This window comes from Pseudodesulfovibrio profundus (assembly GCF_900217235.1).
Lineage (GTDB): Bacteria > Desulfobacterota > Desulfovibrionia > Desulfovibrionales > Desulfovibrionaceae > Pseudodesulfovibrio > Pseudodesulfovibrio profundus.
The window spans coordinates 239,474-262,864 of sequence record NZ_LT907975.1; the positions used below are offsets into that span (position 1 = coordinate 239,474).

Annotated in this window: 25 protein-coding genes; 21 read left to right on the forward strand and 4 right to left on the reverse strand. The window is 47.8% G+C overall.

Annotation, left to right across the window (positions count from 1 at the left end; all coding sequences use genetic code 11):
- The first annotated feature begins 4 nt into the window (after nucleotides 1-4).
- From DPRO_RS01190 to DPRO_RS01225, 8 genes are all read left to right on the forward strand, one after another.
- Nucleotides 5-523: an OmpH family outer membrane protein gene (locus DPRO_RS01190; protein WP_097010428.1), complete on the forward strand. Its 519-nt coding sequence runs from the start codon at nucleotides 5-7 to the stop codon at nucleotides 521-523.
- A 5-nt stretch (nucleotides 524-528) separates the two neighbouring features.
- Complete coding sequence (gene lpxD, locus DPRO_RS01195; RefSeq protein ID WP_097010429.1) at nucleotides 529-1,575, forward strand: UDP-3-O-(3-hydroxymyristoyl)glucosamine N-acyltransferase; 1,047 nt, start codon at nucleotides 529-531, stop codon at nucleotides 1,573-1,575.
- Nucleotides 1,565-2,026, forward strand: a complete 462-nt coding sequence (gene fabZ, locus DPRO_RS01200; protein ID WP_407681393.1) for a 3-hydroxyacyl-ACP dehydratase FabZ — start codon at nucleotides 1,565-1,567, stop codon at nucleotides 2,024-2,026. Before lpxD ends, fabZ begins: the two co-directional genes overlap by 11 nt.
- Nucleotides 2,026-2,838 (forward strand): acyl-ACP--UDP-N-acetylglucosamine O-acyltransferase, encoded by an 813-nt coding sequence (gene lpxA / locus DPRO_RS01205; protein ID WP_097010430.1) that lies wholly within the window; start codon nucleotides 2,026-2,028, stop codon nucleotides 2,836-2,838. The genes fabZ and lpxA overlap by 1 nt, the downstream gene beginning before the upstream one ends.
- A gap of 9 nt (nucleotides 2,839-2,847) precedes the next feature.
- A complete protein-coding gene (locus DPRO_RS01210; protein WP_097010431.1) occupies nucleotides 2,848-3,681 on the forward strand; it encodes an LpxI family protein in 834 nt (277 codons plus the stop codon).
- A gap of 138 nt (nucleotides 3,682-3,819) precedes the next feature.
- Nucleotides 3,820-4,674 (forward strand): damage-control phosphatase ARMT1 family protein, encoded by an 855-nt coding sequence (locus DPRO_RS01215; RefSeq protein ID WP_269459720.1) that lies wholly within the window; start codon nucleotides 3,820-3,822, stop codon nucleotides 4,672-4,674.
- A gap of 28 nt (nucleotides 4,675-4,702) precedes the next feature.
- Nucleotides 4,703-7,849 (forward strand): AsmA family protein, encoded by a 3,147-nt coding sequence (locus tag DPRO_RS01220; protein WP_097010433.1) that lies wholly within the window; start codon nucleotides 4,703-4,705, stop codon nucleotides 7,847-7,849.
- Between the two features lie 63 nt (nucleotides 7,850-7,912).
- Nucleotides 7,913-9,316: a YihY/virulence factor BrkB family protein gene (locus DPRO_RS01225; protein WP_097010434.1), complete on the forward strand. Its 1,404-nt coding sequence runs from the start codon at nucleotides 7,913-7,915 to the stop codon at nucleotides 9,314-9,316.
- A gap of 78 nt (nucleotides 9,317-9,394) precedes the next feature.
- Here the strand turns inward: DPRO_RS01225 and tgt are convergent, their stop codons facing one another.
- Nucleotides 9,395-10,513: a tRNA guanosine(34) transglycosylase Tgt gene (gene tgt, locus DPRO_RS01230; protein WP_097010435.1), complete on the reverse strand. Its 1,119-nt coding sequence runs from the start codon at nucleotides 10,511-10,513 to the stop codon at nucleotides 9,395-9,397.
- Nucleotides 10,513-11,148 (reverse strand): endonuclease III, encoded by a 636-nt coding sequence (gene nth, locus DPRO_RS01235; protein ID WP_097010436.1) that lies wholly within the window; start codon nucleotides 11,146-11,148, stop codon nucleotides 10,513-10,515. Before nth ends, tgt begins: the two co-directional genes overlap by 1 nt.
- A gap of 130 nt (nucleotides 11,149-11,278) precedes the next feature.
- Between nth and cutA the strand changes: the two genes are divergently transcribed.
- The 10 genes from cutA to pal all read left to right on the forward strand — a co-directional run bounded on the left by cutA (nucleotide 11,279) and on the right by pal (nucleotide 19,463).
- Nucleotides 11,279-11,602: a divalent-cation tolerance protein CutA gene (gene cutA / locus DPRO_RS01240; protein ID WP_097010437.1), complete on the forward strand. Its 324-nt coding sequence runs from the start codon at nucleotides 11,279-11,281 to the stop codon at nucleotides 11,600-11,602.
- 63 nt (nucleotides 11,603-11,665) lie between these two features.
- Nucleotides 11,666-12,604 (forward strand): carbohydrate kinase family protein, encoded by a 939-nt coding sequence (locus tag DPRO_RS01245; protein WP_097010438.1) that lies wholly within the window; start codon nucleotides 11,666-11,668, stop codon nucleotides 12,602-12,604.
- A 179-nt stretch (nucleotides 12,605-12,783) separates the two neighbouring features.
- Nucleotides 12,784-14,133, forward strand: coding sequence for a tRNA (N6-isopentenyl adenosine(37)-C2)-methylthiotransferase MiaB (miaB, locus tag DPRO_RS01250; RefSeq protein ID WP_097010439.1), 1,350 nt, complete (start codon nucleotides 12,784-12,786; stop codon nucleotides 14,131-14,133).
- Entirely contained in the window at nucleotides 14,127-14,621 is a 495-nt protein-coding gene (locus tag DPRO_RS01255; protein ID WP_097010440.1) for a bifunctional nuclease family protein, read from the forward strand. Before miaB ends, DPRO_RS01255 begins: the two co-directional genes overlap by 7 nt.
- 6 nt (nucleotides 14,622-14,627) lie before the next feature.
- Nucleotides 14,628-15,278 carry a histidinol phosphate phosphatase domain-containing protein gene (locus DPRO_RS01260; protein WP_097010441.1) on the forward strand — a complete coding sequence of 217 codons (651 nt, stop codon included), beginning with the start codon at nucleotides 14,628-14,630 and terminating at the stop codon, nucleotides 15,276-15,278.
- Nucleotides 15,279-15,393: 115 nt separating this feature from the next.
- Nucleotides 15,394-16,101 carry a protein TolQ gene (gene tolQ, locus DPRO_RS01265; RefSeq protein ID WP_097010442.1) on the forward strand — a complete coding sequence of 236 codons (708 nt, stop codon included), beginning with the start codon at nucleotides 15,394-15,396 and terminating at the stop codon, nucleotides 16,099-16,101.
- A gap of 9 nt (nucleotides 16,102-16,110) precedes the next feature.
- Nucleotides 16,111-16,524, forward strand: coding sequence for a protein TolR (gene tolR, locus DPRO_RS01270; protein WP_097010443.1), 414 nt, complete (start codon nucleotides 16,111-16,113; stop codon nucleotides 16,522-16,524).
- 119 nt (nucleotides 16,525-16,643) lie between these two features.
- Nucleotides 16,644-17,459 carry a TonB family protein gene (locus DPRO_RS01275; RefSeq protein ID WP_232005807.1) on the forward strand — a complete coding sequence of 272 codons (816 nt, stop codon included), beginning with the start codon at nucleotides 16,644-16,646 and terminating at the stop codon, nucleotides 17,457-17,459.
- A gap of 4 nt (nucleotides 17,460-17,463) precedes the next feature.
- Entirely contained in the window at nucleotides 17,464-18,774 is a 1,311-nt protein-coding gene (locus DPRO_RS01280; RefSeq protein ID WP_097010445.1) for a PD40 domain-containing protein, read from the forward strand.
- A gap of 122 nt (nucleotides 18,775-18,896) precedes the next feature.
- The gene (gene pal / locus DPRO_RS01285; protein WP_097010446.1) at nucleotides 18,897-19,463 is read left to right on the forward strand and encodes a peptidoglycan-associated lipoprotein Pal; all 567 of its coding nucleotides are present in this window, start codon (nucleotides 18,897-18,899) and stop codon (nucleotides 19,461-19,463) included.
- A gap of 101 nt (nucleotides 19,464-19,564) precedes the next feature.
- On the opposite strand, the gene DPRO_RS01290 is transcribed toward pal, so the two are convergent.
- Nucleotides 19,565-20,038 carry a phosphatidylglycerophosphatase A family protein gene (locus DPRO_RS01290; RefSeq protein WP_097010447.1) on the reverse strand — a complete coding sequence of 158 codons (474 nt, stop codon included), beginning with the start codon at nucleotides 20,036-20,038 and terminating at the stop codon, nucleotides 19,565-19,567.
- Between the two features lie 301 nt (nucleotides 20,039-20,339).
- Here DPRO_RS01290 and DPRO_RS01295 point away from each other — a divergent pair, with 301 nt between their 5' ends.
- The 3 genes from DPRO_RS01295 (at nucleotide 20,340) to DPRO_RS01305 (ending at nucleotide 22,736) form a co-directional block, all read left to right on the forward strand.
- Entirely contained in the window at nucleotides 20,340-21,542 is a 1,203-nt protein-coding gene (locus DPRO_RS01295; protein WP_097010448.1) for a permease, read from the forward strand.
- A gap of 40 nt (nucleotides 21,543-21,582) precedes the next feature.
- Complete coding sequence (locus tag DPRO_RS01300; RefSeq protein WP_097010449.1) at nucleotides 21,583-22,149, forward strand: class I SAM-dependent methyltransferase; 567 nt, start codon at nucleotides 21,583-21,585, stop codon at nucleotides 22,147-22,149.
- A gap of 197 nt (nucleotides 22,150-22,346) precedes the next feature.
- On the forward strand, nucleotides 22,347-22,736 hold the full coding sequence (locus DPRO_RS01305) for a VOC family protein (protein WP_097010450.1): 390 nt from the start codon (nucleotides 22,347-22,349) through the stop codon (nucleotides 22,734-22,736).
- On the opposite strand, the gene DPRO_RS20685 is transcribed toward DPRO_RS01305, so the two are convergent.
- Complete coding sequence (locus DPRO_RS20685) at nucleotides 22,694-23,377, reverse strand: helix-turn-helix domain-containing protein (protein WP_097010451.1); 684 nt, start codon at nucleotides 23,375-23,377, stop codon at nucleotides 22,694-22,696. The genes DPRO_RS01305 and DPRO_RS20685 overlap by 43 nt on opposite strands.
- Nucleotides 23,378-23,391: the final 14 nt, after the last annotated feature.

The window sequence follows — 23,391 nt, forward strand, 5'->3', positions numbered from 1 at the left end:
TGATATGAAGAAAGTATTGTTTCTTGTTCTGGTTTTCTCTTTGGCTTTTCAGGTATCAGCTTTTGCTGAGACCAAAATTGGAGTCGTTAGCCTTCAGCGCATTGTAAAGACATGTGATTACGGTAAAGAGGTGGCGACTAAGTTAAAGGCCAAATTCGAGCCCTTGCAGAATGACATCGAACGGGAAGCCGAAGAGATCAGACAGCTGGAAAGTGAGATCAAGAATCAGGATCTCGCATTGAAGCTCGAGGCTCAACAGGATCGCCAGCGCGATTTTCGTCGTAAAGTTCGTGATCACCAGGATAGCGTAGCTGCTTACCGTCAGAAGCTGCAGAGTGAAACTCAAAAGCTGCAGAAGCCCATCATTGAAAAAGTTTCTGTTGTGCTCGGTGAATACGGCAAAAAGAATGGCTATTCTCTCATCCTCGAAGGTACCAATATCGCTGTGTATGTTGGTGAGAAAATCGATTTGACTGATGCAATCATTGCTGAATTGAACAAGATGAAGAAAGCAGGCAAGTAAGACAAATGAAAATTCTGTTATCGGCTTTGGCCGAGAAGCTTGGGCTGGAGTACACCGGTGATGATATTGAAATTACTGGCGTCAACACTCTGGAGAAGGCCGGAAATGATCAAATTTCCTTTCTTGTAAACCCCAAGTACGCAGATTTAATGGAATCGACCCGGGCCGGATGTGTTCTCACTTCCGGCCCGCACGCCGATAAGACCAAACGGGCCTTGATCAGCTCCAATGTGTACATGGACCTGGCAAAGATCGTTGAGATGTTTGCTGAGCCACAAGGGTGTCTCACCGGCATCAGTGACATGGCTTTTGTTCATCCTGAAGCCGTTGTACCAGATTCCGTCACCGTGTATCCGTTCGTTTTTATTGGTGCCAATGCAACAATAGGCGAAGGTACTGTTCTTTTCCCGGGTGTTTATATCGGAGAAAAGACTTCCATTGGCTCCAATTGCCTTTTTTATCCCAATGCAGTCGTAATGGGGGGCCTTTCAATTGGAGATAACGCCATTCTCCAGCCTGGTGCCGTAATTGGTGGGGATGGCTACGGCTATGCTCAAACTCCCATGGGACATCAAAAAATCCCTCAGATCGGTAATGTGGCAATAGGCGATAATGTCGAAATTGGATCAAATACCGCGATTGATAGAGCGGCTCTTGATACAACCAAGATTGGAAATGGTACCAAAATCGACAACTTGGTACAGATTGGCCATAATGTTGAGGTTGGAGAACATTGCCTTATCATTGGGCAGGTCGGCATTGGTGGAAGCACCAAGGTTGGCAATGGTGTTGTTCTTGCCGGGCAGGTTGGCGTAGCTGACAATGCCGAAATTGGTGACGGTGCAATGATCGGCGCGCAAAGTGGTATTGCTGGCAATGTCGAGCCTGGAAGCAAGCTTGCCGGTAGCCCTGCCATGCCTGCGGGAACGTTCCTGCGTGCTTCGTCTGTCTGCTTGCCCAAACTTCCGGATTTGTTCAAGCGGGTTAAAAAATTAGAGAAAGAACTCGCGGCTGTGAAGTTGGCCGCTGAGAATGGTGACAATGATGCATGATGATCAAATCCTCGACATTCGCCGAATAATGGAAATGTTACCGCATAGGTACCCTTTCCTTCTCGTGGATCGTGTCCTTGAGTTTGAACCTGGACAACGACTCAAAGCCATGAAAAACGTGACCATGAATGAGAACTTTTTCCAGGGTCACTTCCCGGGATTGCCTGTTATGCCCGGAGTGCTCCAATTGGAGGCTCTTGCTCAAGCTGGCGGGATCATGGTCATGAACTCTCTCAAAGAGCCGTTAGGTGATAAGGTGTTTCTTTTCACCGGCTTGAATAAAGTCAAATTTCGTCGTCCGGTAGTTCCCGGAGACCAGTTGGTACTCAATGTTTTCTTTGAGAAAAGTAAGTTGAATATTTATAAAATGCGCGGTGTTGCCGAAGTCGATGGACAGGTCACTGCGCAGGGTGAGTTTTCCGCTGCTGTAGCGAATAAAGGGGATATGTAGTGGCAAATATGATTCATCCCAGTGCTGTTATTGATCCGACAGCAGAATTGGGTGATAACGTCACAGTTGGACCATTTGTGGTTGTCGGTGCCGAATGTAAAGTCGGTGATGGGACCATTCTTGAATCCCATGTTGTCCTGAAGGACTATACTGAACTGGGATGCAACAACCATATACATCCCCAGGCAGTTATTGGTGGAGAACCTCAGCACCTCGCATACAAAGGTGAAAAAACCTTTACCCGACTCGGCGACAATAATCATATTCGTGAATGTGTCACTATTCACAGAGGGACCATTCAAGGGGAAGGGGAGACTGTTCTTGGCTCGAACTGTATGCTGATGGCATATGCGCACGTAGCCCACGATTGTCGCGTTTCAGATAATGTAATACTTGCCAATGCAGTGCAGCTTGCTGGTCATGTCGAGATCGGTCGTAATGTCATCATTAGCGGGCTTTCTGCTGTCCAGCAGTTCATCCGTATTGGTGACTATGCTTTCCTGGGAGGAGCGAGCGGTTACAAGCTTGATGTTCCTCCGTATATGTTGGCCCATGGCGTACGAGGGATGCTGTTTGGTCCGAATCTCATCGGATTGCGCAGAAATGGCTTTACTACTGAGGCCTGCAAAGGACTGAAGAAAGCCTATAAAATCATTTTCCGTTCCGGCTTGAAGCGGGAAGCTGGACTTGATCAGGTCGAACAGGAAATTCAAGGAATTCCTGAAGTAGATAATCTGGTCCGTTTCATACGTGAAAGTAAAAACGGAGTTACTCCCGATCATAAGCAGCGTAACGGCAACTCCGAATCCTAATCTTCAATAATGTCTGATACACCAACTACTATCGGCCTGATTTCAGGCGGCATGCAGTTTCCCGTTCTCGTGGCAAAAGGCGCTAAAGAGAAAGGGGATAAACTAGTTGTAGCCGGTTTTACGGGGCACACCAATATGGATGTTGTCCCGTATGCCGATGTTTGGGCCGAGTTGAAACTTGGTAAGCTCAATAAGCTTATCAGTTTTTTCAAGTCGAATGGTGTTGAGAAAATCATCATGGCTGGCACGATCAACAAGCCCAAAGCCATGGACCTCAGACATCTCGATATGCGTGCCGTCAAGTTGTTGTTCACACAGAAGAATAAAGGTGACTCCGCGATTCTCGGTATTCTTGCGAAAGAACTTGAGAAAGAGGGGATGCCCGTAATCCCTGCTCATTCCTATCTTCCTGATCTTGTAACTCCTACAGGTGTGCTTACTCGTCGCGAGCCAGACGAACGAGAGTGGAGCGACCTCCGTTTTGGTTGGAATATAGCCAAGGAATTAGGCCGAATGGACATCGGACAATGCCTTGTAGTGAGAGAAGGCATTGTCTCAGCAGTCGAAGCGTTGGAAGGGACAGATGTCGCCATCGAACGCGGTTGTCAGCTGGGCGGCGAAGGGTGTGTCGTCGTGAAGATATTCAAGCCTGGTCAACAAGAACAGATTGACCTACCCAGTTTGGGCGCTGAAACCATCCAGAAGATGATTGATGGCAAAGCTTCCTGTCTTGGAGTCGAAGCTGGGAAAAGTCTTTTTTTTGACAGGGATACCGCCATCGCCTTGGCTGATAAGCATAATATCGCCATAGTAGGTCTTTCTTCCGATCAGTTCACATCATAAAGATATTTTTTTCTAAATGTTCCTTTTCAGCGCCTTGCTTTAAGAGGGGCTATGTGTCATTTGATTGTGGTAATATCCATAATAACCTGACATTTATCTTGCTCTAAGGTGTAAGAAATGAATACTTCTTTGGATTGTATGCCGTGTTTCATGAAAATGGTTATTCGTGAGGCGCGCTTGGCATGCCCGGATAATGAAGCCTTGCAAAATGAAATTGTAATGGCTTGGGGCCATAAAATTGGCAATCTCGATTTACAAGTTCCCCCACCAGAAATAGCAAGACATCTTGCCGAGTTAATCCGTGCTAAAACAGGGTGTGGTGATCTGTATGCAGCGGATAAGCGACAAGCCAATGATAAAGTAATGCAGATCCTGCCCAGACTTCAGGATATGCTGGAGGAAGAGCGTGCCAAAAAGCATGGAGATCCTTTAGCACTTGCATTGGAGTTGGCCATCATCGGTAATTATATAGATCGGGGTGTAGATATTGAAGTGGATTGGGAAACCGAACTGCACAATGTTTCACTTGGAATCGATGAAGCTGTCCTCGATGTGTTCCGTCAGCAGATCAGGGACACAACTCAAATCCTCGTTCTTGGCGATAATACGGGAGAAATCGTCCTTGATACTTTGTTGGTCAAAGAGTTGCAGCGTTTGGGGAAGGATGTGACGTATGCAGTCCGATCGTTCCCTGTTATTAATGATGCCACCATGGACGATGCAGAGTATGTGGGCATGACACAGCTTTGTCGTGTAGTTGAAAGCGGGGTCGATACGCCAGGAACCGTGCTTGAGAGATGTTCTGCTGATTTTATTGGGCAACTCGAGAGGGCTGATGTTATTCTCAGTAAAGGGCAAGGAAATTTTGAATCACTTGAAGGGCGGAAAGCAGGAGTTTTCTGTGCTTTTAAGGTTAAATGCAAACGAGTCGCTCGTGATTCAGGACTCCCTTTGGGAAGTTCAGCGTTTGTCATTACCAAAATGTCTGATTAGAATACGGTGACAATTGTAAAAGGAAGATATGATTAGGCGTTCAACGGTCATAGTAGTGGAGATACTGTTTGCTATTATCGTAATAGTGACTGGTGTTTTGCTATGGGCATCGTTTTATGTCGATACCGATGAATTTCGTCACGATTTTACTCATACTCTTGAACAATTTGTTGGTTTGCCTGTCTCACTTGAGGGTGAACTGAATATTGCCTTATTCCCCAATCCATCGCTTGAGGTCGTTGGCCTTATTTTACACAACCCTCCTGAGTACGAGAACGACGTATTGGTTTCATTCGAGACCGTTGGCGTTGGTGTTCGGCTGTTGCCATTATATTCTAAACGAGTAGAGCTGCATCGTATCGATGTCGAAGGAATGCGTGTCAATATCATTCAGCGCACCAGTGATGAGAACAACCTGACCCAACTCATCCAAAGGTTTTCATCCTTTTCTGATGACTCTGCATCCTCGGAACCTGCTGTTTCTGATGCTTTTCAGATCATGACATTGAACGGAATTGAAATATCCAATGCAAACATCACATACAATGATCTTGCAGGTGGTAATTCGATGAGTTTTGATGGCATAGACATCAGGACTGGAGCAATACAGTCAGGAAAACCGGTGTCATTTACCGCAGACAGTGCTTTTGCCTGGAATGAAGGAGAAGTGGAGTCAAGTATCGTCTTTAAAGGGATGGTGCAATTCAATGCCGAATCAGGGGCACTCCAAGTTCATGATGCTTCTTTGAACGCCTCTGTTGGCGGCTCCTTTTTGCCTGAAGGTGCAGCGCCGGGTGAGTTGACTTCTGCAATTTCATTGGATTGGGAAGGTAAATCAATATCTTTAGATAATTTACGTTTGGGATTTCTCGGATTGCGGGCAGAAGGCCACCTGAAAAGTGGGAACTTGACTGAGTCCACTGCCGCAACCGGTAAAATAACAATAAAGCCTTTCTCTCCCCTCAAAATCATCCGTCGGTTTAATCCGGAATATGACTCTGGAGAAAATGCACTGCATAGTGGGCAACTGTCTACTTCGTTCAACGTTGACCAGTCTGGTTTCGCTTTTTCGAATTTGATTGGCCGTATTGATCAAACTCAATTCTCCGGCCGTGGGTCCATAACCGGCTTCTCCTCACCGGTTGTTTCTGCGGCGCTTGATGTCGATTCAATTGTTTTGGATAATTATATCATTTCTTCAGGCTCAAAGAGTCATGACATCGTTAAGTGGGGTGATATCCCTCTGGAGCTGTTTGGAAAGCTCTCTGGAGACTTGACGCTCAATGTTGGAAGCGCCCAGATTGAGGGGCATTCTTTTTCCAAAGTAAGTATTGGGTTGAACGCGGATAAAGGAGCTTTGACTCTGGCTACTTCGACTGTGGTTAATGAGAGTAGCTTCGCAGCAAGTGCCAAGGTGTTGATTAATGAAAATGATACACGGCTCCCGGTTTTATCGTTGAATGGGAAAGTAGATGCATCCAGTTCATCAGACGGATTCAGCTTTATTCAGACTGCTGATGCCGGGGTCACCGGCCAACAGACCATATCCATCTCTTTTGATGGTGGGCCATTCGTTTGTAATCCTGTGGATCCTATCACCTCATTGCTGAGTGCGATAAAGGGAAATATTTTTTGGAAGGCGCGTGAGGGACAATTACGAATTAGCCAGTCCAAAGACAAGCAAGCCTTTGCTTTTGCTGAAGCACAATTGCAATCCAGCCTCCAGTTTAACGAGGTGGCCAATGATGATTATCGATTTGGCATTGATGGCAATCTCCACCTAAAAAAGATTGGGACTATTCATTCAATGTCATTAGCCGCTGCTGGTGAGGTTGGTCTGAATTTGAAAGAGGGGGCTGTGAAGAGTCCGGGACTTAATGTGAAGGTTGGAGCCAATGGCACGATCCAAGATGTAGCCGCACGGGTACAATCGTCTGGCACTATCGCATTTGATTCAAACAAAGGAACCCTCAACGTAAGAAAACTCAGTCTTCGTACTCTTGGGACTACATTGAATGCTGACTTGAATATCAAGGACCTCAATAAGTCTTTTTCGGGCAAGGGCTCATTCAATATTCCAAATGCAAACGTTCGGCATATCATCTATGAGCTAACCAAATTTTCCTACCAATCTGAAGATCCTGAAGCGTTGACCAAAGCCAGCCTGCAAGGGAACATAACTTTCAACTCCAAAGGATTTACCTTGAGGGCTTTGAAAGGAAATCTTGATGGTATGCCTATCAAAGGAGAGGCTTCCGGTAACAGCTATGTAGATCCAAAGATCAATTTTTCTCTCTCTGCTGGTGAGTTTGATTTGGATAGATACCTCCCTCCCTCTGATGATGAAACAGCATCATCCGGTGCAGATGATGCTGTGGACTTGCCTTTGACATTCCTTCGAATGCTGAATGTCAGTGGTAAAGCCCATTTTGATTTATTTAAAATGTTTGATGTGTATTTGGAAAATCTGAATGGTTCCATTGAAGCTGATAAAGGCAAAATTTTGATTTCCAGCCTGGAGGCTGTCGTAAACAAAGGGACTGCCACAGGTCACTGGAGCGGGAAAATAGGTCAATCTGAACTGTTGACACGTTTGAAGGTACGGTTGAGTGGTATGGACATGGGCGGATTCATGGATAATCAATTCCAGCGTCAATACTTGAGAGGCCAGACAGATGCCATGTTCGATTTGACCAGTACGGGTAAGACAGATGAGGATATCGTTGATAATCTTGCAGGTACTGCATGGATTCGAATGACCAATGGTTCGTACAAGTTCATTGGCTATGATGATAGCGCGAGCAAGCAAAAGACCAAGTCCTCGGATTTTGATTTTTATAAAAACAATAAAAACGATCAGAGAACATCATTTAGTAAAACGACTTCAGAGATGACCATTAAAAAAGGTGTTATCAACCTGGACCGGTTCCGGATGGAAGCGCCTCCCATTCTTCAGGCATACGGGCAGGGGTGGATCAGTCTGGCTTCGAACAAAATTGATGTTTCCATTCGTAACGACTTTGTGGCTGTTCCAAGTGTTACTGTTAGCATTAAAGGTGCGTTGTCCAATCCCCAGATAAGTTTTCCCAAGGGAAATATTGTCAACGATACAGTCCGCAACGTACTGGGGTTACCTGAAAAGTCTTTCAATTTTTTGCTTGATATTTTTAAATAGTTACTCTGTTGAATAACAAACGGCTACCGTCCTCATGAAGGACGAGATTCGCCTGGAGTTAATATGACACCGCGTATTGAGCGAACGTCTAAAAGGGTTAAGAACCATTTCTCTCAGTCGATTTGGGTTCGCAATTCTCCTGACACCCCTTCCTACATACGGCTTTGGAGATCCTTTTCCCGATTGATGTATCTTATTGGGCAAGGAGTTATTAAGGATCAATGCATTATCCGTGCAGCAGCATTGACCTTCACCACGATCCTTTCTTTTGTGCCATTCCTGGCAGTAGCATTTTCCATTTCCAAAGGTTTCGGGCTTCAGAACTCGGAAGTCATGCGAGATTGGGTTCTTCGCCTGACTACGGGGAGGCCAGAGGTTGCAGATAAAATCATTGAGTATATTGACCGGACAAACGTCCAGGCTCTTGGTTGGGTCGGTGTCGCTACCTTGCTGATAACGGTTTTGTCTTTGGTTGGAACCATTGAGAAGGCCTTCAATACCATATGGAATGTCCGAAAAGGGCGGACCACATGGCGAAAGGTGACAGACTTCTTCCCGGTGATTGTTTTCGGTCCGATAATTCTGCTTGTCGCATCCAGCTTTAATGTCAGCCTGCAAAAACAGGAAATTGTGACAACGTTGTTGAGTCTGCAAGCTATTGGGTGGCTGGAAAGCGTCTTTCTGAAAATGACCCCGTACATGCTCATTATTATCGCCTTCACGATGATGTATGCATTTATTCCCAACATTCGGGTGAAGACGAGTGCGGCCGTGGCCGGTGGTGTCATGGGAGGAATCCTATGGCAGTTGGCTCAATGGGGTTACATCAATTGGCAAATCGGGGCATCGAAATACAATGCCATTTATGGCAGCTTTGCTCAGTTTCCCGTTTTGCTTATATGGATTTACATTAGCTGGATCATCGTGCTTATTGGCGGAGAAGTGAGTTATGCATGGCAGAATATGAATTCATTTCTCAAGCAACGTTTTTTTGGTGATGCTACGCCTTTTGAGCGACAAAAACTGGCAGTGTTGATCATGATCTTCCTGGCTAAGCGATTTCATGATGGTCAACCGTTGCCTTCAGTGAATGCTCTATCCGACTCGCTTATGGCGCCAGTGGACCTGATCTCGGATTTGTTCAAACGGCTGCAGGATGCCGGTTATACTGTCCTGGTTGATATGGAAGGATGTGAGGTGTATGCGCCGGCCCGAGCGCTGGATAACGTGCGTGTGCTTGATGTTATTAAAGTCATCAACATGGATGGGCAGAATCGGATTTATCAGGATTTTGCAAAGAAATTCAGTTTTCTTGATACGTTGTTTGTTCAGCTTGGTGAAGCAACCAAGGCAAGTGATGCCAATATGACGTTGTTGGAATGTGCCGAGAAGTATCCATCGTACGTTCTGGACCTCGGTGAAACACTCGAACAACATGTATGTCACTCGGATTCTGACGATAAATAAGCAGAGAATGAACGAAAGGGGGGTGCCATTGTGATGGCGCCCCCCTTTTCCTGTTCTTTCTTGGGATTGGTAAACTTGCTATTTCGGGGCATATGCCGCTTCGTAGCGCTGCTTGAGTTCCTGGAAAGTTCCATTTTCAATAGCTGCTCTGACTTGCTTCATCATGTCCAAATAGAAGTACAGGTTATGATAGGTGTTGAGGCGGTAGGACAGAAGCTCCTTGGCCTGGTACAAATGACGAAGATATGCCTTTGTGAAGTTGCGGCAGGTGTAGCAACCGCACTCAGGATCAAGCGGAGAGTCATCTTCCGCATACTCAGCCCGTTTGATGTTGACCTTGCCCTGTGAGGTGAACAGGGTGCCGTTTCGCGCATTGCGCGATGGCAAAACACAATCGAACATATCCACACCAGAAGCGACTCCCTCAAGAATATCCAGCGGAGTGCCTACTCCCATGAGATAGCGCGGCTTTTCCTTGGGCATCAATGGAGCGATGTGGTGAAGAATGTCGTACATTTCTTCTGTTGATTCACCCACAGACAAACCGCCAATGGCGAAGCCTTCAAAGTCGATTTTGCGAAGCTGCTCCAGGCTCTTTTCGCGCAAGTCCTTGAAGAATCCACCCTGGACAATGCCGAACATGAGTTGGTCACCGCTTCCCTTGGGGTAATGTTCACGGCAGCGTTTGGCCCAACGGGTGGTCATCTCAAGAGATTTGTTGGTGTAGTCCTTGTCTTCGCCGTACCCGACACATTCATCCAGAACCATCATGATATCGGAGCCAAGGTTCTTTTGAATGTCGATGGCTTTTTCTGGGGAGAAGAAGTGTTTGGAGCCATCAATGTACGAGCGGAACTCGACTCCTTCCTCGGTCAGTTTGCGTATTTCCTGCAAGCTGAAAACCTGAAAGCCGCCACTATCCGTCAGGATGGGACGCTTCCAGTTCGCAAATTTATGCAATCCGCCTCTGCGGGCGACGAGATCATCTCCGGGCCTGAGATAGAGGTGATAGGTATTGCCAAGGATAATCTGGGCGTCCATCTCTTCCAAATCAAGCGGGGTCAGCGATTTGACTGTTCCCTGAGTGCCGACAGGCATGAAAATGGGTGTCTGGATCTCGCCATGTGCGGTGGAAAGGGTTGCTCTGCGAGCTTCTCCGTCTGTGGCGTGTACTTTGAAATCACCGGGGGTACTCATTATTTAACTCCCTTTTTCGGGCAGATATCGTTTAGTTCGCAAATGTCACACTTGGGCTTTCTGGCAGGGCAGACTTCCCGACCGAAAAAGACCAGAAAATGATTGATTTCACCCCATTGATCTTTGGGGTACAGCGGCATGAGGTCTTTTTCGACTTGGTTAGGATCTGTTTTGGTTGTCAGGCCCAGCCGAAAGGCAAGTCGTTTGACATGGGTGTCCACCGCGATGCCTTCGTTGATTCCAAATGCGTTGGACAAGACGATGCTGGCCGTCTTTCTGGCAACACCACCAAGGGTGATAAGCTCAGCCATGCTTTTGGGCACTTCGCCGTTATAGACATCAAGGATGCGGTTGGCCGCTGCTTTGATGTTCTTCGCCTTGTTTCGAAAAAAACCTGTGGATCGTACCACTGCTTCGATTTCAGTAACGTCGGCTGCTGCCGCGTCCTTGATTTCAGGCCAGCGTTCAAAAAAGACCGGGGTAACCTTGTTGACCCGTTCATCGGTACACTGGGCGGAAAGCGCTGTGGCTACCAGCAGTTCCCATGGATTGGTCCAGTCCAGTGCCGGTTCCGGCGAAGGGTAACGTTTGGCCAGTCGGTCATATATTACTTTGGCGCGTTCTGCCTTTCTCATTGATAATCTCCATAGATGTTGAGCGTCATTGGTTAGCACCAGTCTTACATCGGCTCAAGCAAGAAATGTAGTGGCGGTTGCATTGGAATATGAAGCGTGTAATGTGACCATAAATTTATCTGGAGGATTTATGTCGGAAACATTGGTGTACATGACCTGCGGCTCCACTGAAGAAGCCGAAAAAATTGGACGGGCTTTGGTTGAGAAGCGGCTGGCTGCCTGTATAAATATGTTTGACGGGATGCGCTCCCTGTATTGGTGGGAAGGCAAGGTGGAGCAAGGGAGTGAAGTCGTTCTGCTTGCGAAAACGACAGCGAATTTGGTGGAAGAACTGACTGAAGAAGTCAAGCGTCTGCACGAATACGATGTCCCATGTGTCGTCACTTTACCTATAACTGGCGGAAATACGGATTTCCTTCGATGGATTCATGAGGAGACACAGTCTGAAGGGTGATTTGACTCCTCTTCAACAACTCTTTACTCTTCCGCCCATTCAAACGGAACTTCAGGAGGAAGAATGCAGATTTATATCACCGGGTCACTTGCCTTTGACAGGATTATGACCTTCCCAGACAAATTTTCCAATCATATTTTACCCGACAAGATCCATATCTTGAACGTTTGCTTCCTCGTTGATGGACTTGATGAACGTTTCGGCGGTACCGGTGGAAACATTGCGTACAGCCTCGCTCTGTTGGGTGAGAAGCCCACGATTCTCAGTCAGGTGGGTAAAGACTTCGACAAGTACGCCGAATGGTTGCAAAAGTATGGAATCTCGATTGAAGGCATTTGCACTATTGATTCGGAATTTACAGCGGGTGCCTACATCACCACTGACATGTCGGATAACCAGATTACCGGTTTCAATCCCGGGGCAATGAAGCATCCTTCTCAGTTCGATATGAAAACCATCGATCCCAAGGAAGCGCTTGGAATTATTTCTCCCGGCAACCTGAATGACATGATGGATCATCCGAAATACTACCGCGAAAATAATATCCCGTTCATTTTTGATCCGGGCCAGCAGATTCCTGCTTTTTCCGGTGAGCAGCTCGTGGATGCTTTTGATGGTGCAGAAATCCTGATCACCAATGACTATGAGTTGGAGATGATTCTGAACTCAACCGGCCTGACGAAAGAGCAGGTTGTGGATAAAGTCTCCTACCTTATCACCACGCTTGGTGAGAAAGGCTCGGTCGTGAACTGCAAGGGCGAGGAAACTCGCGTTGATGCTGTTCCGGTAGAAAAGGTTGTCGATCCGACTGGTGCCGGTGATGCTTTCCGTTCCGGTTTGCTGAAAGGACTGTCCATGGACAAGACCGTTGTTGATGCATGCAAACTGGGCTCTGTCTGTGCAGCATACGCTGTTGAACATAGCGGAACGCAGGAGCACAGCTTCACCATGGAAGAGTTCACGCAGCGCTTCGAGTCCAGCTTCGGTGATTTGAACAGCTAATCCCGGCTCTACAAAGTGTTGATAGCCGTACCATCCTGGTTGGTGGTGCGGCTTTTTTTGGGGATTTGTGAAAGCGCGTTGCACAATCTGGACACCTGTGTTGATAATACTTACATGGCAACAGCGATTAATTATTTGCAGATAACTTCAAACTACCTGTGATAGGGTAGGATACATACATGAAATTTCATATCACTACGTTTGGCTGTCAGATGAACGTCCATGATTCCGAGTGGTTGACTCGTGCTTTGGAGAGTCGCGGCTGGGTTGCCGCTGACGAGGATGAAGCGCAGGTCTACATACTCAACACTTGCAGCGTGCGAGATAAGCCTGAACAGAAGGTATATAGCGAGCTGGGGCGTATTGCCAGCCATTTGAAGCGTGATGAATCCGTTTTTGCTGCGGTCGGAGGCTGTGTCGCTCAGCAGGTGGGCAGAGGTTTCTTTGAGCGCTTCCCATTCGTCAAGCTGGTGTTTGGCTCTGACGGCATCGCCAATGCGCCCAATGCGCTGGAGAGAATTGCTGAAGGTAACGAAGAGCGTGTGGCTCTGCTGGACTTCGTTTCAATATACGAAGAGCGCGAGAATGCCGAAGAGCGGACCGTGACGTTGCCCGAAAACAGGCAGGCCTTCGTCAACATCATGCAGGGGTGCGACAATTTCTGCTCGTATTGCATTGTTCCCTACACTCGTGGCAGGCAAAAATCTCGCCACCCCGACGCTGTTTTGGAGGAATGTCTCGCTCTGACCGAGTCCGGTGTTCGAGAAGTAACTCTGCTCGGTCAGAACGTGAACAGCTTTGGAATGGACAAAGGTGGCGTCGGTGTCAGCTTTGCCGATTTGCTGTACCGTGTCTCTGCATTGGAAGGCTTGGAGCGACTCCGCTTTACCACCTCACATCCCAAAGATATCGCGCCAGAGGTTATTCAAGCATTTGGAGAACTTGAGAATCTTTGTCCGTCGCTTCATTTGCCCTTACAGGCTGGCTCTGACTCTGTGCTGAAGGCTATGAAGCGCAAGTATGATCGAGAGCGGTATTTGTCTATTGTCGAGCAATTGAAAGCAGCCCGTCCTGACATCGCATTGACTACAGATTTAATTGTCGGTTTCCCCGGCGAAACCGAGGAAGACTTCCAGCAGACATTGGAAATGGTCGAAAGAGTCGGCTTTGAATCCAGTTTTTCGTTCAAATATTCCGATAGGCCGGGAGTTGCTGCCGTTAATATGGAGCCGAAAGTTGATCCGGTAGAAGCTTCAGAGCGGTTGATGCGGTTGCAGACATTGCAAAATAATATTACTAGAAATTGTCTAAAGAAACTGGAGTCTCAAGAGACCGTGGCTTTTGTCGAAGGCAAAAGCCGCATGCAAGACGGTTCACAAACATGGTGGAAAGGACGTGATCCTGCTGGCAGGATTGTAAATTTCCCCATGCCTGTATCAGAAGGTCTCATTGGGAAGATGGTCCCGGTACGTTTGATCGAGGCCAAGAAGCATTCTCTGGTTGGCGAAAGGATTGGCGATCCATGGTAAAAATGGAAATTTTCGGTTTAGCGCTTGATGAGCACAGCAAGTCTCCCATTCTTGTCCTGAAGAATGAGGAAGGGCTTGCAGTACCTATTTGGATCGGTGCCATGGAAGCCATGGCCATCTCCATGGCGTTGAACAAAGTTCCATTTCCCCGTCCAATGACTCACGACCTGTTACTGAACGTCATTACCGAACTGAAAGGAACCATTAACCGGATAGAGGTGACGAAAGTTGAAGAGGGCACCTTTTACGCTGATATCATTGTCGATACTGCTGATGGTTTGGTGAAAATCGACAGCCGCCCCTCTGATGCCATCGCCCTTGCAGTTCGGGCCGAGTGCAATATTTACGTTGATGAAGAAGTTATCACAACAGCTGGCGCCCCCATTCCTGAAGAGGGGAGCGACAAGGTGTTACGCACTCAGGATTCAGATAAGTGGCTGGATGAGTTGGAACAATTTTCCGAAGATGAAACAAAATACAAGATGTAGGTTGTTGTGATCGATTTACATACCCATACGGTTTTCAGTGATGGAGAGCTTATCCCGGCAGAGCTGGTTCGACGAGCCGAGGTGGCAGGCTACAAAGCATTGTGCATGACCGATCATGCCGATGAGTCCAATATGTATGCCACCTTGGAAAATGTTCTCCGTTTCGTAAAGAAGCATGGGCATTTCTACGATATCAATGTGATGGCCGGAGTTGAGTTGACCCACATCCCACCTGCGCTGATCAGCGAGATGGTGGAGAAAGCCCGTGCCGCAGGCGCACAGATTGTCGTTATGCACGGGGAGACACCGGTCGAGCCGGTGGCTCAGGGTACGAACCTGGCTGCGATCGAGGCGAAAGTCGATGTACTGGCTCACCCGGGATTGATCACTGATCAGGAAGTTGAGCTCGCTGCCGAAAACGGTGTTGCCTTGGAGATTACCACCCGCGGGGGACATAGCTACACAAACGGGCACGTGGCTGCCATGGCCAGAAAGCATGGGGCCAAGCTGGTTATCAATAATGATGCACATGCTCCCCGAGATCTGGTTGATGAAGCTCTTCGCAAAACCATCGCGCTTGGTGCTGGTTTGACTTTGGATGAATATCGTCAAACGGAATCCAACGCCTGGGAGATCGTACAGCGATGTATGAAATAATTAATGGTTTTTCGTTATATTACTAAGTTGAATCAGAAAGCCGTAGCCCTGTATGGCACGGCTTTCTTCGCATGAAGCGGACTCGAATGAGTTCAAATAAAGAATAGGTGGCAGTATGGGTGTTATGCCGGAAAGCGATATCCTCACGTTGTTGATGGGAGCCACGTTGGCCGTAAAGATGGTCATGATTTTTCTCGCTCTCATGTCCATTTGGAGTTGGACAATCATATTCTATAAATTCATCACCATCGGTGCGGCTCGAAAGAAAGTCATAAAGGGATACGAAGCCTTTGTTGAAGCCGAAGATTTGACCAACGGGCTGAAAGCTTTGGGTAGAAAAGATGATTCGCCCCTGGGGAGAGTGTCCAATCTGGCAGTCAAGGAATTCCGCCTTCTGGAAAAGGCTGATGTCAATCGCGAACGCAAGCGGTTATTGGTGAAAGACACCCTGCGACGTGTTCTCAAGCAAGGTATTTCCAAGGAAATGCGCCTCATGACCCGCAACCTGCCTTTCCTCGCCACATGCGCCAATGCAGCACCGTTCATCGGCCTTTTCGGGACGGTATGGGGAATCATGCACTCGTTCCATTCAATTGGGCTGGCACAGTCTGCCGCGCTGGCAACTGTCGCTCCTGGTATTTCAGAAGCCTTGATTGCTACAGCTATTGGGCTCCTCGTGGCTATCCCGGCAACTATTTTCTACAACTATTTTCTTGGGAAATTGAACGAGGTTGAATCTGGAATGGTCGATTTTGCCGGTGCATTCCTCAACCGTGCAGAACGGGAAATCGCATGGTCCTCCAAGGGCGAAAAGTCCAACTAGGAGTCAGGTATGGCTATTAAAACCGGAGGCGGTTTCCTAAACGAAATCAACGTGACGCCCTTTGTTGATGTCATGTTGGTGTTGCTGATCATTTTTATGGTCACGGCACCACTCATGACTCAGGGAGTTGAGGTTGATCTTCCCACGACGAAGACCGTCACGAATCTTCCTCAGGATTCCGAGCATCTTGTGCTTTCCATCAAGAAAGATGGGAAATTATTTTTGGATGAGTATGAGGTCGGAATTGAAGAGCTTGAAGATCACTTGAAGCGACTTGTTTCCAAACAGAAAAAGCAGCTTTTCCTCCGCGCAGACAAAGAAGTCGCATACGGAAAGGTTGTGCAGGTGATGGGGGAAATCAAGAGTGCCGGAATTGATCGGCTTGGTATCGTTGCCGAGCAAACAAAAGATGATAAGAAGTAATCCGTAAGGATTAATACAATATGCGACTGAGTCTGGGCCTAGCCTTATCCGTTATATTCCACGTTGGTTTCCTTGCCTACGCTTTGTTTTGGACAGGGGGCACTGATGTGCGTGTGAATATGGATCGTCCGGTGTATACCGTTGATCTGCTCTCATTAGCGCCGCCTCCGCCGCCTGCTCCAAAGCCGGTGGTGGAAGTAGAGGCTGCGTCCACTCCTGAGCCTGAGGTGCCTGTCGTAGAGGCTGCTCAGGAACCGGCTGTTGAGGTTGAGGCTGCACCTGTTGTTGAGGCGAAGCCCGAGGTTAAGCCAACACCTAAACCAAAACCGGAACCAGAGCCAAAACCGGAAGAGATCAGCCCTAAAAAGGTTGAAAAAAAGACCGTTGTAAAAAAGAAAAAACCAGAACCGAAACCCAAACCTCAACCTAAGCCCAAACCAAAACCCAAGAAAACTGCTGCGCAACTTCGCTCCGAAGCATTGGCTGCAGCCAAGGCTTCTGTCAAAAAACAGGAAGCCAAGAAGGTGCAGGCGCTTAAAGACGAATTGGCCGCACTCAAGAAGCGTGAGGGTGAGCAGGTTTATGCCCATGGTGGACAGGAAGGCGGCGAAGAGGGCGGTGTTGCCGGAGGAACGCGTGGTGGTGTCGGGTCCGGTCTGTCTGAAGTGTATGCGCTGATTGTTGGGACTGCCATCAAGAAAAACTGGCGTTATCCCAGCTTTGCTGGAGAAGCCAATCTGATGGCAACTGTTGAGATCACACTGGATATGCAAGGTAAAATTTTGTCATCGAAAATACTGGTGACGTCTGGAAATCCAGAGTTTGACAATTCGACGCTTAGAGCTATCAAGGAAACAGAATATGTGGAACGTCCCCGAACGGAGCGAGACCAATTATTACGGATCAATTTCAACAGCCAGGAACTCTCAGAGTAACGGTATGAAAAGATTATTATTCATTTGTATTTGCTTAGTTTTCGCATTGTCCTTCACCCCACAAGCTGAGGCGGCAGGCCCCCTCACCGTTGATATCCATGGTCCAGGGCAGCGCTTGGTCAATATCACGCTGTTGCCGCCAAAGGGTTTGGATGGCAAGCCTGTTCCTGAGGCAGCTTCCAAGGCTTTTCAGGACTTGGTCGTTAATAACCTGAGCTACATTCCATTTTTAAAGATCATCCCTGTGAACAGTATTCTGGGCGGCGACCCGAGCACAGGGGTGAAGGGAAGTGAAGTCGACTTCAAACCCATGCAGCTTGCCAGGATTGACCTGTGCATGACCACTGGCTGGAATGGAAATTATATTGAGGCGCGTGTCTTTGAAACGTTCAGCGGAAGACGAGTCGTGGGCAAGCTTTACAAGGATGTGGATGAAGACACCCTTGCTCAAGCTGCAGACCGGTTCTGCTCCGCATTTCTTGAAGCGTTGACTGGCAAGAAGGGGTTCTTTGATTCTCCGATTGCTTTCGTCAAGCAGACTGGTGAAGCAAAAGAAATCTTTACGGTTTTGCCTCAGGGCCGGAATTTGAAGCAGATCACCAAACTGGGCGGGTACAATCTGAGCCCCGCATGGTCGGAGAACGGTGAAAAGATAGCATTTACCCACATTGGAAAGACGCGTCACGAGTTGGGTATATATGATGGTAAGGCTGGGAATATCAGAATGTACACCAAAGGATTGGGTAACACTGTTATCAGTCCGGTGTTTGGGCCTAATGGGCAGCTCATTTTGTCCTTGAACCGTAATGGTGCTACCAATATCCACGAGCTTGATCCTTCGTTCAAACCGACAAAGACGTTGGCTCGAAGCGCGTATATTGATGTTTCTCCCAGCTTTGACCGTACTGGATCAAAGATGGTTTTTACCTCCGGGCGTGCTGGTAATCCGCATATTTTCTTGATGGATATGAAGAGTGGGCAGGTACGACGGGTAACTGTTGCGGGTAAATACAATACACATCCATGTCTCAGTCCTGATGGACGGTATGTCGCATACACCCATCGGACTGCGAACGGACACCGTATATTCCTGCATGACCTGACCACAGGTCGTGAAAAGCAATTGACGTTTGGTCCGGGCAATGATGAATATCCTGCTTTTGGACCGGATGGGTATTTCATTGCCTTTGCTTCAAGTCGTACAGGTAACTATCAGTTATACCTGACGACACGGCATGGAGACATGCCGCGTAAGATTCTGACCGGGAACGGACAGGCGTACGCTCCTGCTTGGGATACTTCGTTACAGTGGTGATTTGTTACGTTTATAGGGTTGATTTTTGTTTGAGAAAGGGTACACGTAATGGGTAGTCGGACTAAGTGCGTGAAAAGCATGAAACATGAAGGCCGGGCAACGGCTCTAGCTAAGGAGTTGGCATGAAATCGAGATGGAACCTTGCTGTATTGGTCGTTCTGGCAATGGCGCTGATGGTAGGCGCTGGTTGTGCCAAGAAAACAACCTCAAGCACACCGCCTGATTCTCAGGTTGAGGTGACAGATGATTCATCCTGGACACCACCTCCTGCTCCTGAAGAAAAAAAGGTGGATGAGGCTGCTCTTGCAGCAGAGGCCGCAGAGCGTGAAGCCCGTGCAAAGGCTGAAGCTGTTGAAGAATTGACCAGTGTGACGATCCTTTTCGATTTTGATTCGTATGAATTGAGCGAAGAAGCTCGTTCAATGCTTGCCCTGAAAGCTAACATCATGCGTCAGTATGATGACGTTCGTGTTGTAATCGAAGGGCATTGCGACGAACGCGGCACAGAAGAATACAACCTGGCTCTTGGCGAACGACGTGCTCGTGCAGCTTACGAGCATCTCGTCATTCTTGGCGTTGCTCCGGAGCGTATGTCTCTGGTGAGCTTCGGTGAAGAACAGCCGGTCGATCCCGGGCACAATGAAACAGCGTGGGCCAAGAATCGACGCGCCGAGTTTGTTGTTCAATAAGGTATCTTCCAGAGAATAAAAAAACGCCGTTCCCAAATTGGAAACGGCGTTTTTTTGGGTGCAGAAGTTGTTGGTTATTCTATTGGTTGGCGTGCCAGTTTTTACAATAGCGCCATGAGCAGATGTAAGCAGATTAATGCGTAAATTCCTGCAACACCATCATCTATCATTACACCGTAACCGCCGGGAAAAGCTGTCTCAGCCCATTTGACGGGCCATGGCTTGGCAATGTCGAACAGGCGAAAGAACAGGAAAGCGAGGCCAAGGCTCCACAGCGGCATTGCCGTAAAGAAGAGAAGGGCAAGCCATTGGCCGAACAGTTCATCCACGATGACGCAACCGGGGTCTTTACGGCCCATAACGGCTTCTGCACGATTACATGCCCAGACGCCGACAAAGAACACAAAGGCGAGAATGGCGATTCGTCCCCACAATGGAAAAGGGAGAAAGAGCCATGGAGCGGCAACGGTTGCAGCCAGTGATCCCCATGTCCCCGGTGCTTTGGGGAAGTGACCAACAGGGCCAAGTGTTGCTACTGCTAGGGCCAGCTTGTCAGAAGGTAAGGTCGTTTTCATATGCAATCATGTCTCACTTAATAGATATTGGATGCACTTGATACGCTTCGCACCGTGACTATGTCAAAGCCTCTGGTGCATGGTTCGCGGGATAATCCATAGATGGCTGTCGGTGTGCTTTTTATCTGCCCAATTTATTGAACCATCTTTATTTTTAGACTCGTCCAGAGATGGTCCTTTCTTATTTCCTACACCATACCATATGCATAATTAGTTCGTTGAGTTGTTCTCAACATGTTTTTCAGGTACAGTTTGAGGTTGTATTTGATGATTTTTGAGTAACCTGATTTACAGGAGTAGCATGCAATCATTCTTTCAACTTTGGAACGAAGCGGCAATAACGACTGTTGGATTGTTTTGGATGGCTTTCTGGGCCTTTGGCTTGGGATATCTTATCAGCAGCATGATCCAGGTTTTCGTTACTCGAGAACGAATGAAAAAAGGGATGGGAGGCAGCTCTGGCCGGAGTGTCTTTCTAGCTACATTTTTCGGCTTTATTTCTAGCTCGTGCAGCTTTGCGGCACTTTCTACCACTCGGTCTCTGTTTGCAAAAGGGGCGGGGCTGATTCCAGCCTTGGCCTTTATGCTCGCCTCGACCAACCTTGTTGTTGAGCTTGGAATTATCATTGCCGTGTTCTTGTCATGGCAGTTTGTAGTAGGTGAGTATGTTGGAGGTATTCTTCTGATCCTCTTCATGTGGGCTCTGGTCCGAGTAACTCTTCCTGCCGGTCTGGAGAAAGAAGCCCTCAAACATGCGAGAGAGCAAACAGATGACAATGATGGTGACGGCAGCCAAGACTGGCGGGAATTGATTGTTTCACGAGAGGGATGGTTCAAAGTAGCGCAACGCTATGCAATGGAGTGGTCGATGGTCTGGAAAGATGTGACCATCGGTTTCACCGTTGCTGGTATTATTGCAGCCTTTGTACCCCGGTCATTTTTTCAGGCGCTCTTCATCAGTTCGGATGTTGCGGATCCGACTTTTTGGCAGGTCTTGTCGCAGGCTGTCATCGGCCCGGTTGCCGCTTTTTTCACCTTCATAGGCTCGATGGGCAATATCCCGTTGGCTGCTGTTCTCTTTAGTAACGGGGTCAGTTTTGCTGGAGTCATGGCCTTTATTTTCAGTGACTTGGTCGTCTTCCCGGTTCTAAGGATTCAGGCTCAATACTACGGCAGGAAAATGGCCTTCTATTTGTTGGGCATATTGTTGACCGTACTCGTAGCTGCAGCAGTAGCCATGCATTATGGATTTGCCGCACTCGACATGCTGCCCACAAGCGAATCGGCACGGGTGCTCACGGATAGAAGCTTTTTTGCGGTGGATCATACGTTTGGCCTTAATCTTGTTTTCATCATTCTTTCAGGCGTATTCGTCATTTGGAAAAGAATGGGCGGACACGATCATATGGATCACGGATCAAAATCAATTGGTGAAAAAATCTTGTTTACGTTGTCCATGATTGCGTACGGTTGGCTTGCAGTTGGTTTGGTTTTGCCAGTGTAGTTGGACACATAAATTCCAAATAATAATTTTAGGGGAACGTATGAATGAAAAGCCTGTTGCCGCCGGGAAGAGCAGCCTGGACCTCGTTGATAACGATTTGGTTTTTAGTGAAGTCATTGTCGATCCTGACGGAACATATTTGGATATGGCTTGTGGTGTCGGTAGGTATACTGTGGAGCTTGCAGGGCAACTCAATGCCGATGCCACGGTACATGCCTTTGATTTATGGGAAGAAGGCATTGCTGAATTGACGAATTATGCAAAGCAGCATGATTTGAAATCGATAAAGGCCAAGCTTGTCGATATAACGGCACAACTCCCTTTGCAGGACTCAACTATTGATGTGTGCCTGATGGCAACTGCTCTACACGATTTGCCAGAATCAACGAGAAGTGGGGTTGTTGAAGAAGTATCACGAGTTATCTCTCCTGGTGGCTTTTTTATTCTGATCGAGTTCAAAAAGGTCAATTATGGCCCTGGCCCGGACATAGATGAGCGCATTGGAGAATCAGATGCAGATGAACTAGTTCTTCCTCACGGATTTACGAAAAAGAACGTCGTGGATTTGGGAGAGTTTACTTATCTGATTAAGTACATGAAGAAATAAAACAGGTTGAGGGTTGATTTGGGTATCGGCTACCAGTCTGATTAGTGTATGAATGATGATGGGTTGGAGCTACTCTTAGACGCGTCCCGGTGAGTCATCAAGTGTCATAAGAGTATGTTGTTTTGATCTTGTCGTGATTATTCAAGACTGGCTCTTAGGGTGCTATTACATTCTAAAAAACATCAAAGGAGCAAGTTGTGCATTTAAAATATGCCATTTTCTACGTTGAAGATGTCGCCCGGAGTATTGAGTTTTATGAGCAGGTCTTTGGTCTGAAACGTACCATGATCCATGAGTCTGGTGACTATGGTGAGTTGGATACCGGGGCCACGACACTGTCTTTTTCATCACGTCGCCTAATGACTGAGCTCGGTAAGTCACCTGGAGTTCCCGACCCGACATCTCCCATTTTTGAAATCGCTTTTGAAACGGATGATGTGCCTGCCGCCCTTGAGAAGGCTCGATCTGCTGGAGCTAAGGTGGTGCAAGAAGTGCGTGAGGAAGAGTGGGGGCAGACCACAGCCTATGTTCTCGACAACAACGGTTATCTGGTCGAAATATGTTCGCCGGTCCAAGGCGCGTCATAGCCACTGTCGCAAATACTCCATGCCGGATGGTGAGAATCTATCCGGCTGGAGGCGAGTTCTCCGGGAGTCATGGCGAACCAGTTTTTTAACTCTCGTGTCATATGGGCTTGGTCAGAAAAATTACATTCATGGGCTGCTTCATGTAGTTTGCATCCAGACAAGATACAGCGGACAGCCTTTCTCGCTCTGGCCAATCGGCGCCAAAAGCCTGGATTTCTCCCTGTGGTTTTCAGGGTATGGCGCTGGAGCGTTCGCAGACTTACGCCCAAATTGTTGGCTGCCTCAGAGGGGGACGCTGCAAATGCCAAGCAGTGCATCATGTCCGAGACTCTTGATGACAACGAGGCAGCATTATATGTCAATTGGGTCAGGGCATCCATGGAGTCAGGCAAGGGGTGACTTTCGAGTACCTGAGGACAAATCGTCGCTCCAGGCTTGAGTCGAACCCCAATGAATGTCGTACCTTCTTGCGCAAATACTTTCTTGGGTGAGGACATGAGGCTTGAGATGAATAGGTGCTGTGGTTTTCCGGGAGCCTGCTTGATGATCAAGTCTCGGCAACCATCAGGCATGATGGGAAAAACTTGATCGGTGTCTGTTACGGATGACCAGGTTTCGAGGATTGGGTCATCAAGAGTCATGTCACTACCTTTGG

Bases quoted from the DNA above. Each gene is read 5' to 3' on its own strand.
- DPRO_RS01190 (WP_097010428.1), top strand. From the start codon at position 5: ATGAAGAAAGTATTGTTTCTTGTTCTGGTTTTCTCTTTGGCTTTTCAG.
- lpxD (WP_097010429.1), top strand. From the start codon at position 529: ATGAAAATTCTGTTATCGGCTTTGGCCGAGAAGCTTGGGCTGGAGTAC.
- fabZ (WP_407681393.1), top strand. From the start codon at position 1,565: ATGATGCATGATGATCAAATCCTCGACATTCGCCGAATAATGGAAATG.
- DPRO_RS01210 (WP_097010431.1), top strand. From the start codon at position 2,848: ATGTCTGATACACCAACTACTATCGGCCTGATTTCAGGCGGCATGCAG.
- DPRO_RS01215 (WP_269459720.1), top strand. From the start codon at position 3,820: ATGCCGTGTTTCATGAAAATGGTTATTCGTGAGGCGCGCTTGGCATGC.
- DPRO_RS01220 (WP_097010433.1), top strand. From the start codon at position 4,703: ATGATTAGGCGTTCAACGGTCATAGTAGTGGAGATACTGTTTGCTATT.
- DPRO_RS01225 (WP_097010434.1), top strand. From the start codon at position 7,913: ATGACACCGCGTATTGAGCGAACGTCTAAAAGGGTTAAGAACCATTTC.
- tgt (WP_097010435.1), bottom strand. From the start codon at position 10,513: ATGAGTACCCCCGGTGATTTCAAAGTACACGCCACAGACGGAGAAGCT.
- nth (WP_097010436.1), bottom strand. From the start codon at position 11,148: ATGAGAAAGGCAGAACGCGCCAAAGTAATATATGACCGACTGGCCAAA.
- cutA (WP_097010437.1), top strand. From the start codon at position 11,279: ATGTCGGAAACATTGGTGTACATGACCTGCGGCTCCACTGAAGAAGCC.
- DPRO_RS01245 (WP_097010438.1), top strand. From the start codon at position 11,666: ATGCAGATTTATATCACCGGGTCACTTGCCTTTGACAGGATTATGACC.
- miaB (WP_097010439.1), top strand. From the start codon at position 12,784: ATGAAATTTCATATCACTACGTTTGGCTGTCAGATGAACGTCCATGAT.
- DPRO_RS01255 (WP_097010440.1), top strand. From the start codon at position 14,127: ATGGTAAAAATGGAAATTTTCGGTTTAGCGCTTGATGAGCACAGCAAG.
- tolQ (WP_097010442.1), top strand. From the start codon at position 15,394: ATGGGTGTTATGCCGGAAAGCGATATCCTCACGTTGTTGATGGGAGCC.
- tolR (WP_097010443.1), top strand. From the start codon at position 16,111: ATGGCTATTAAAACCGGAGGCGGTTTCCTAAACGAAATCAACGTGACG.
- DPRO_RS01275 (WP_232005807.1), top strand. From the start codon at position 16,644: ATGGATCGTCCGGTGTATACCGTTGATCTGCTCTCATTAGCGCCGCCT.
- DPRO_RS01280 (WP_097010445.1), top strand. From the start codon at position 17,464: ATGAAAAGATTATTATTCATTTGTATTTGCTTAGTTTTCGCATTGTCC.
- pal (WP_097010446.1), top strand. From the start codon at position 18,897: ATGAAATCGAGATGGAACCTTGCTGTATTGGTCGTTCTGGCAATGGCG.
- DPRO_RS01290 (WP_097010447.1), bottom strand. From the start codon at position 20,038: ATGAAAACGACCTTACCTTCTGACAAGCTGGCCCTAGCAGTAGCAACA.
- DPRO_RS01295 (WP_097010448.1), top strand. From the start codon at position 20,340: ATGCAATCATTCTTTCAACTTTGGAACGAAGCGGCAATAACGACTGTT.
- DPRO_RS01300 (WP_097010449.1), top strand. From the start codon at position 21,583: ATGAATGAAAAGCCTGTTGCCGCCGGGAAGAGCAGCCTGGACCTCGTT.
- DPRO_RS20685 (WP_097010451.1), bottom strand. From the start codon at position 23,377: ATGACTCTTGATGACCCAATCCTCGAAACCTGGTCATCCGTAACAGAC.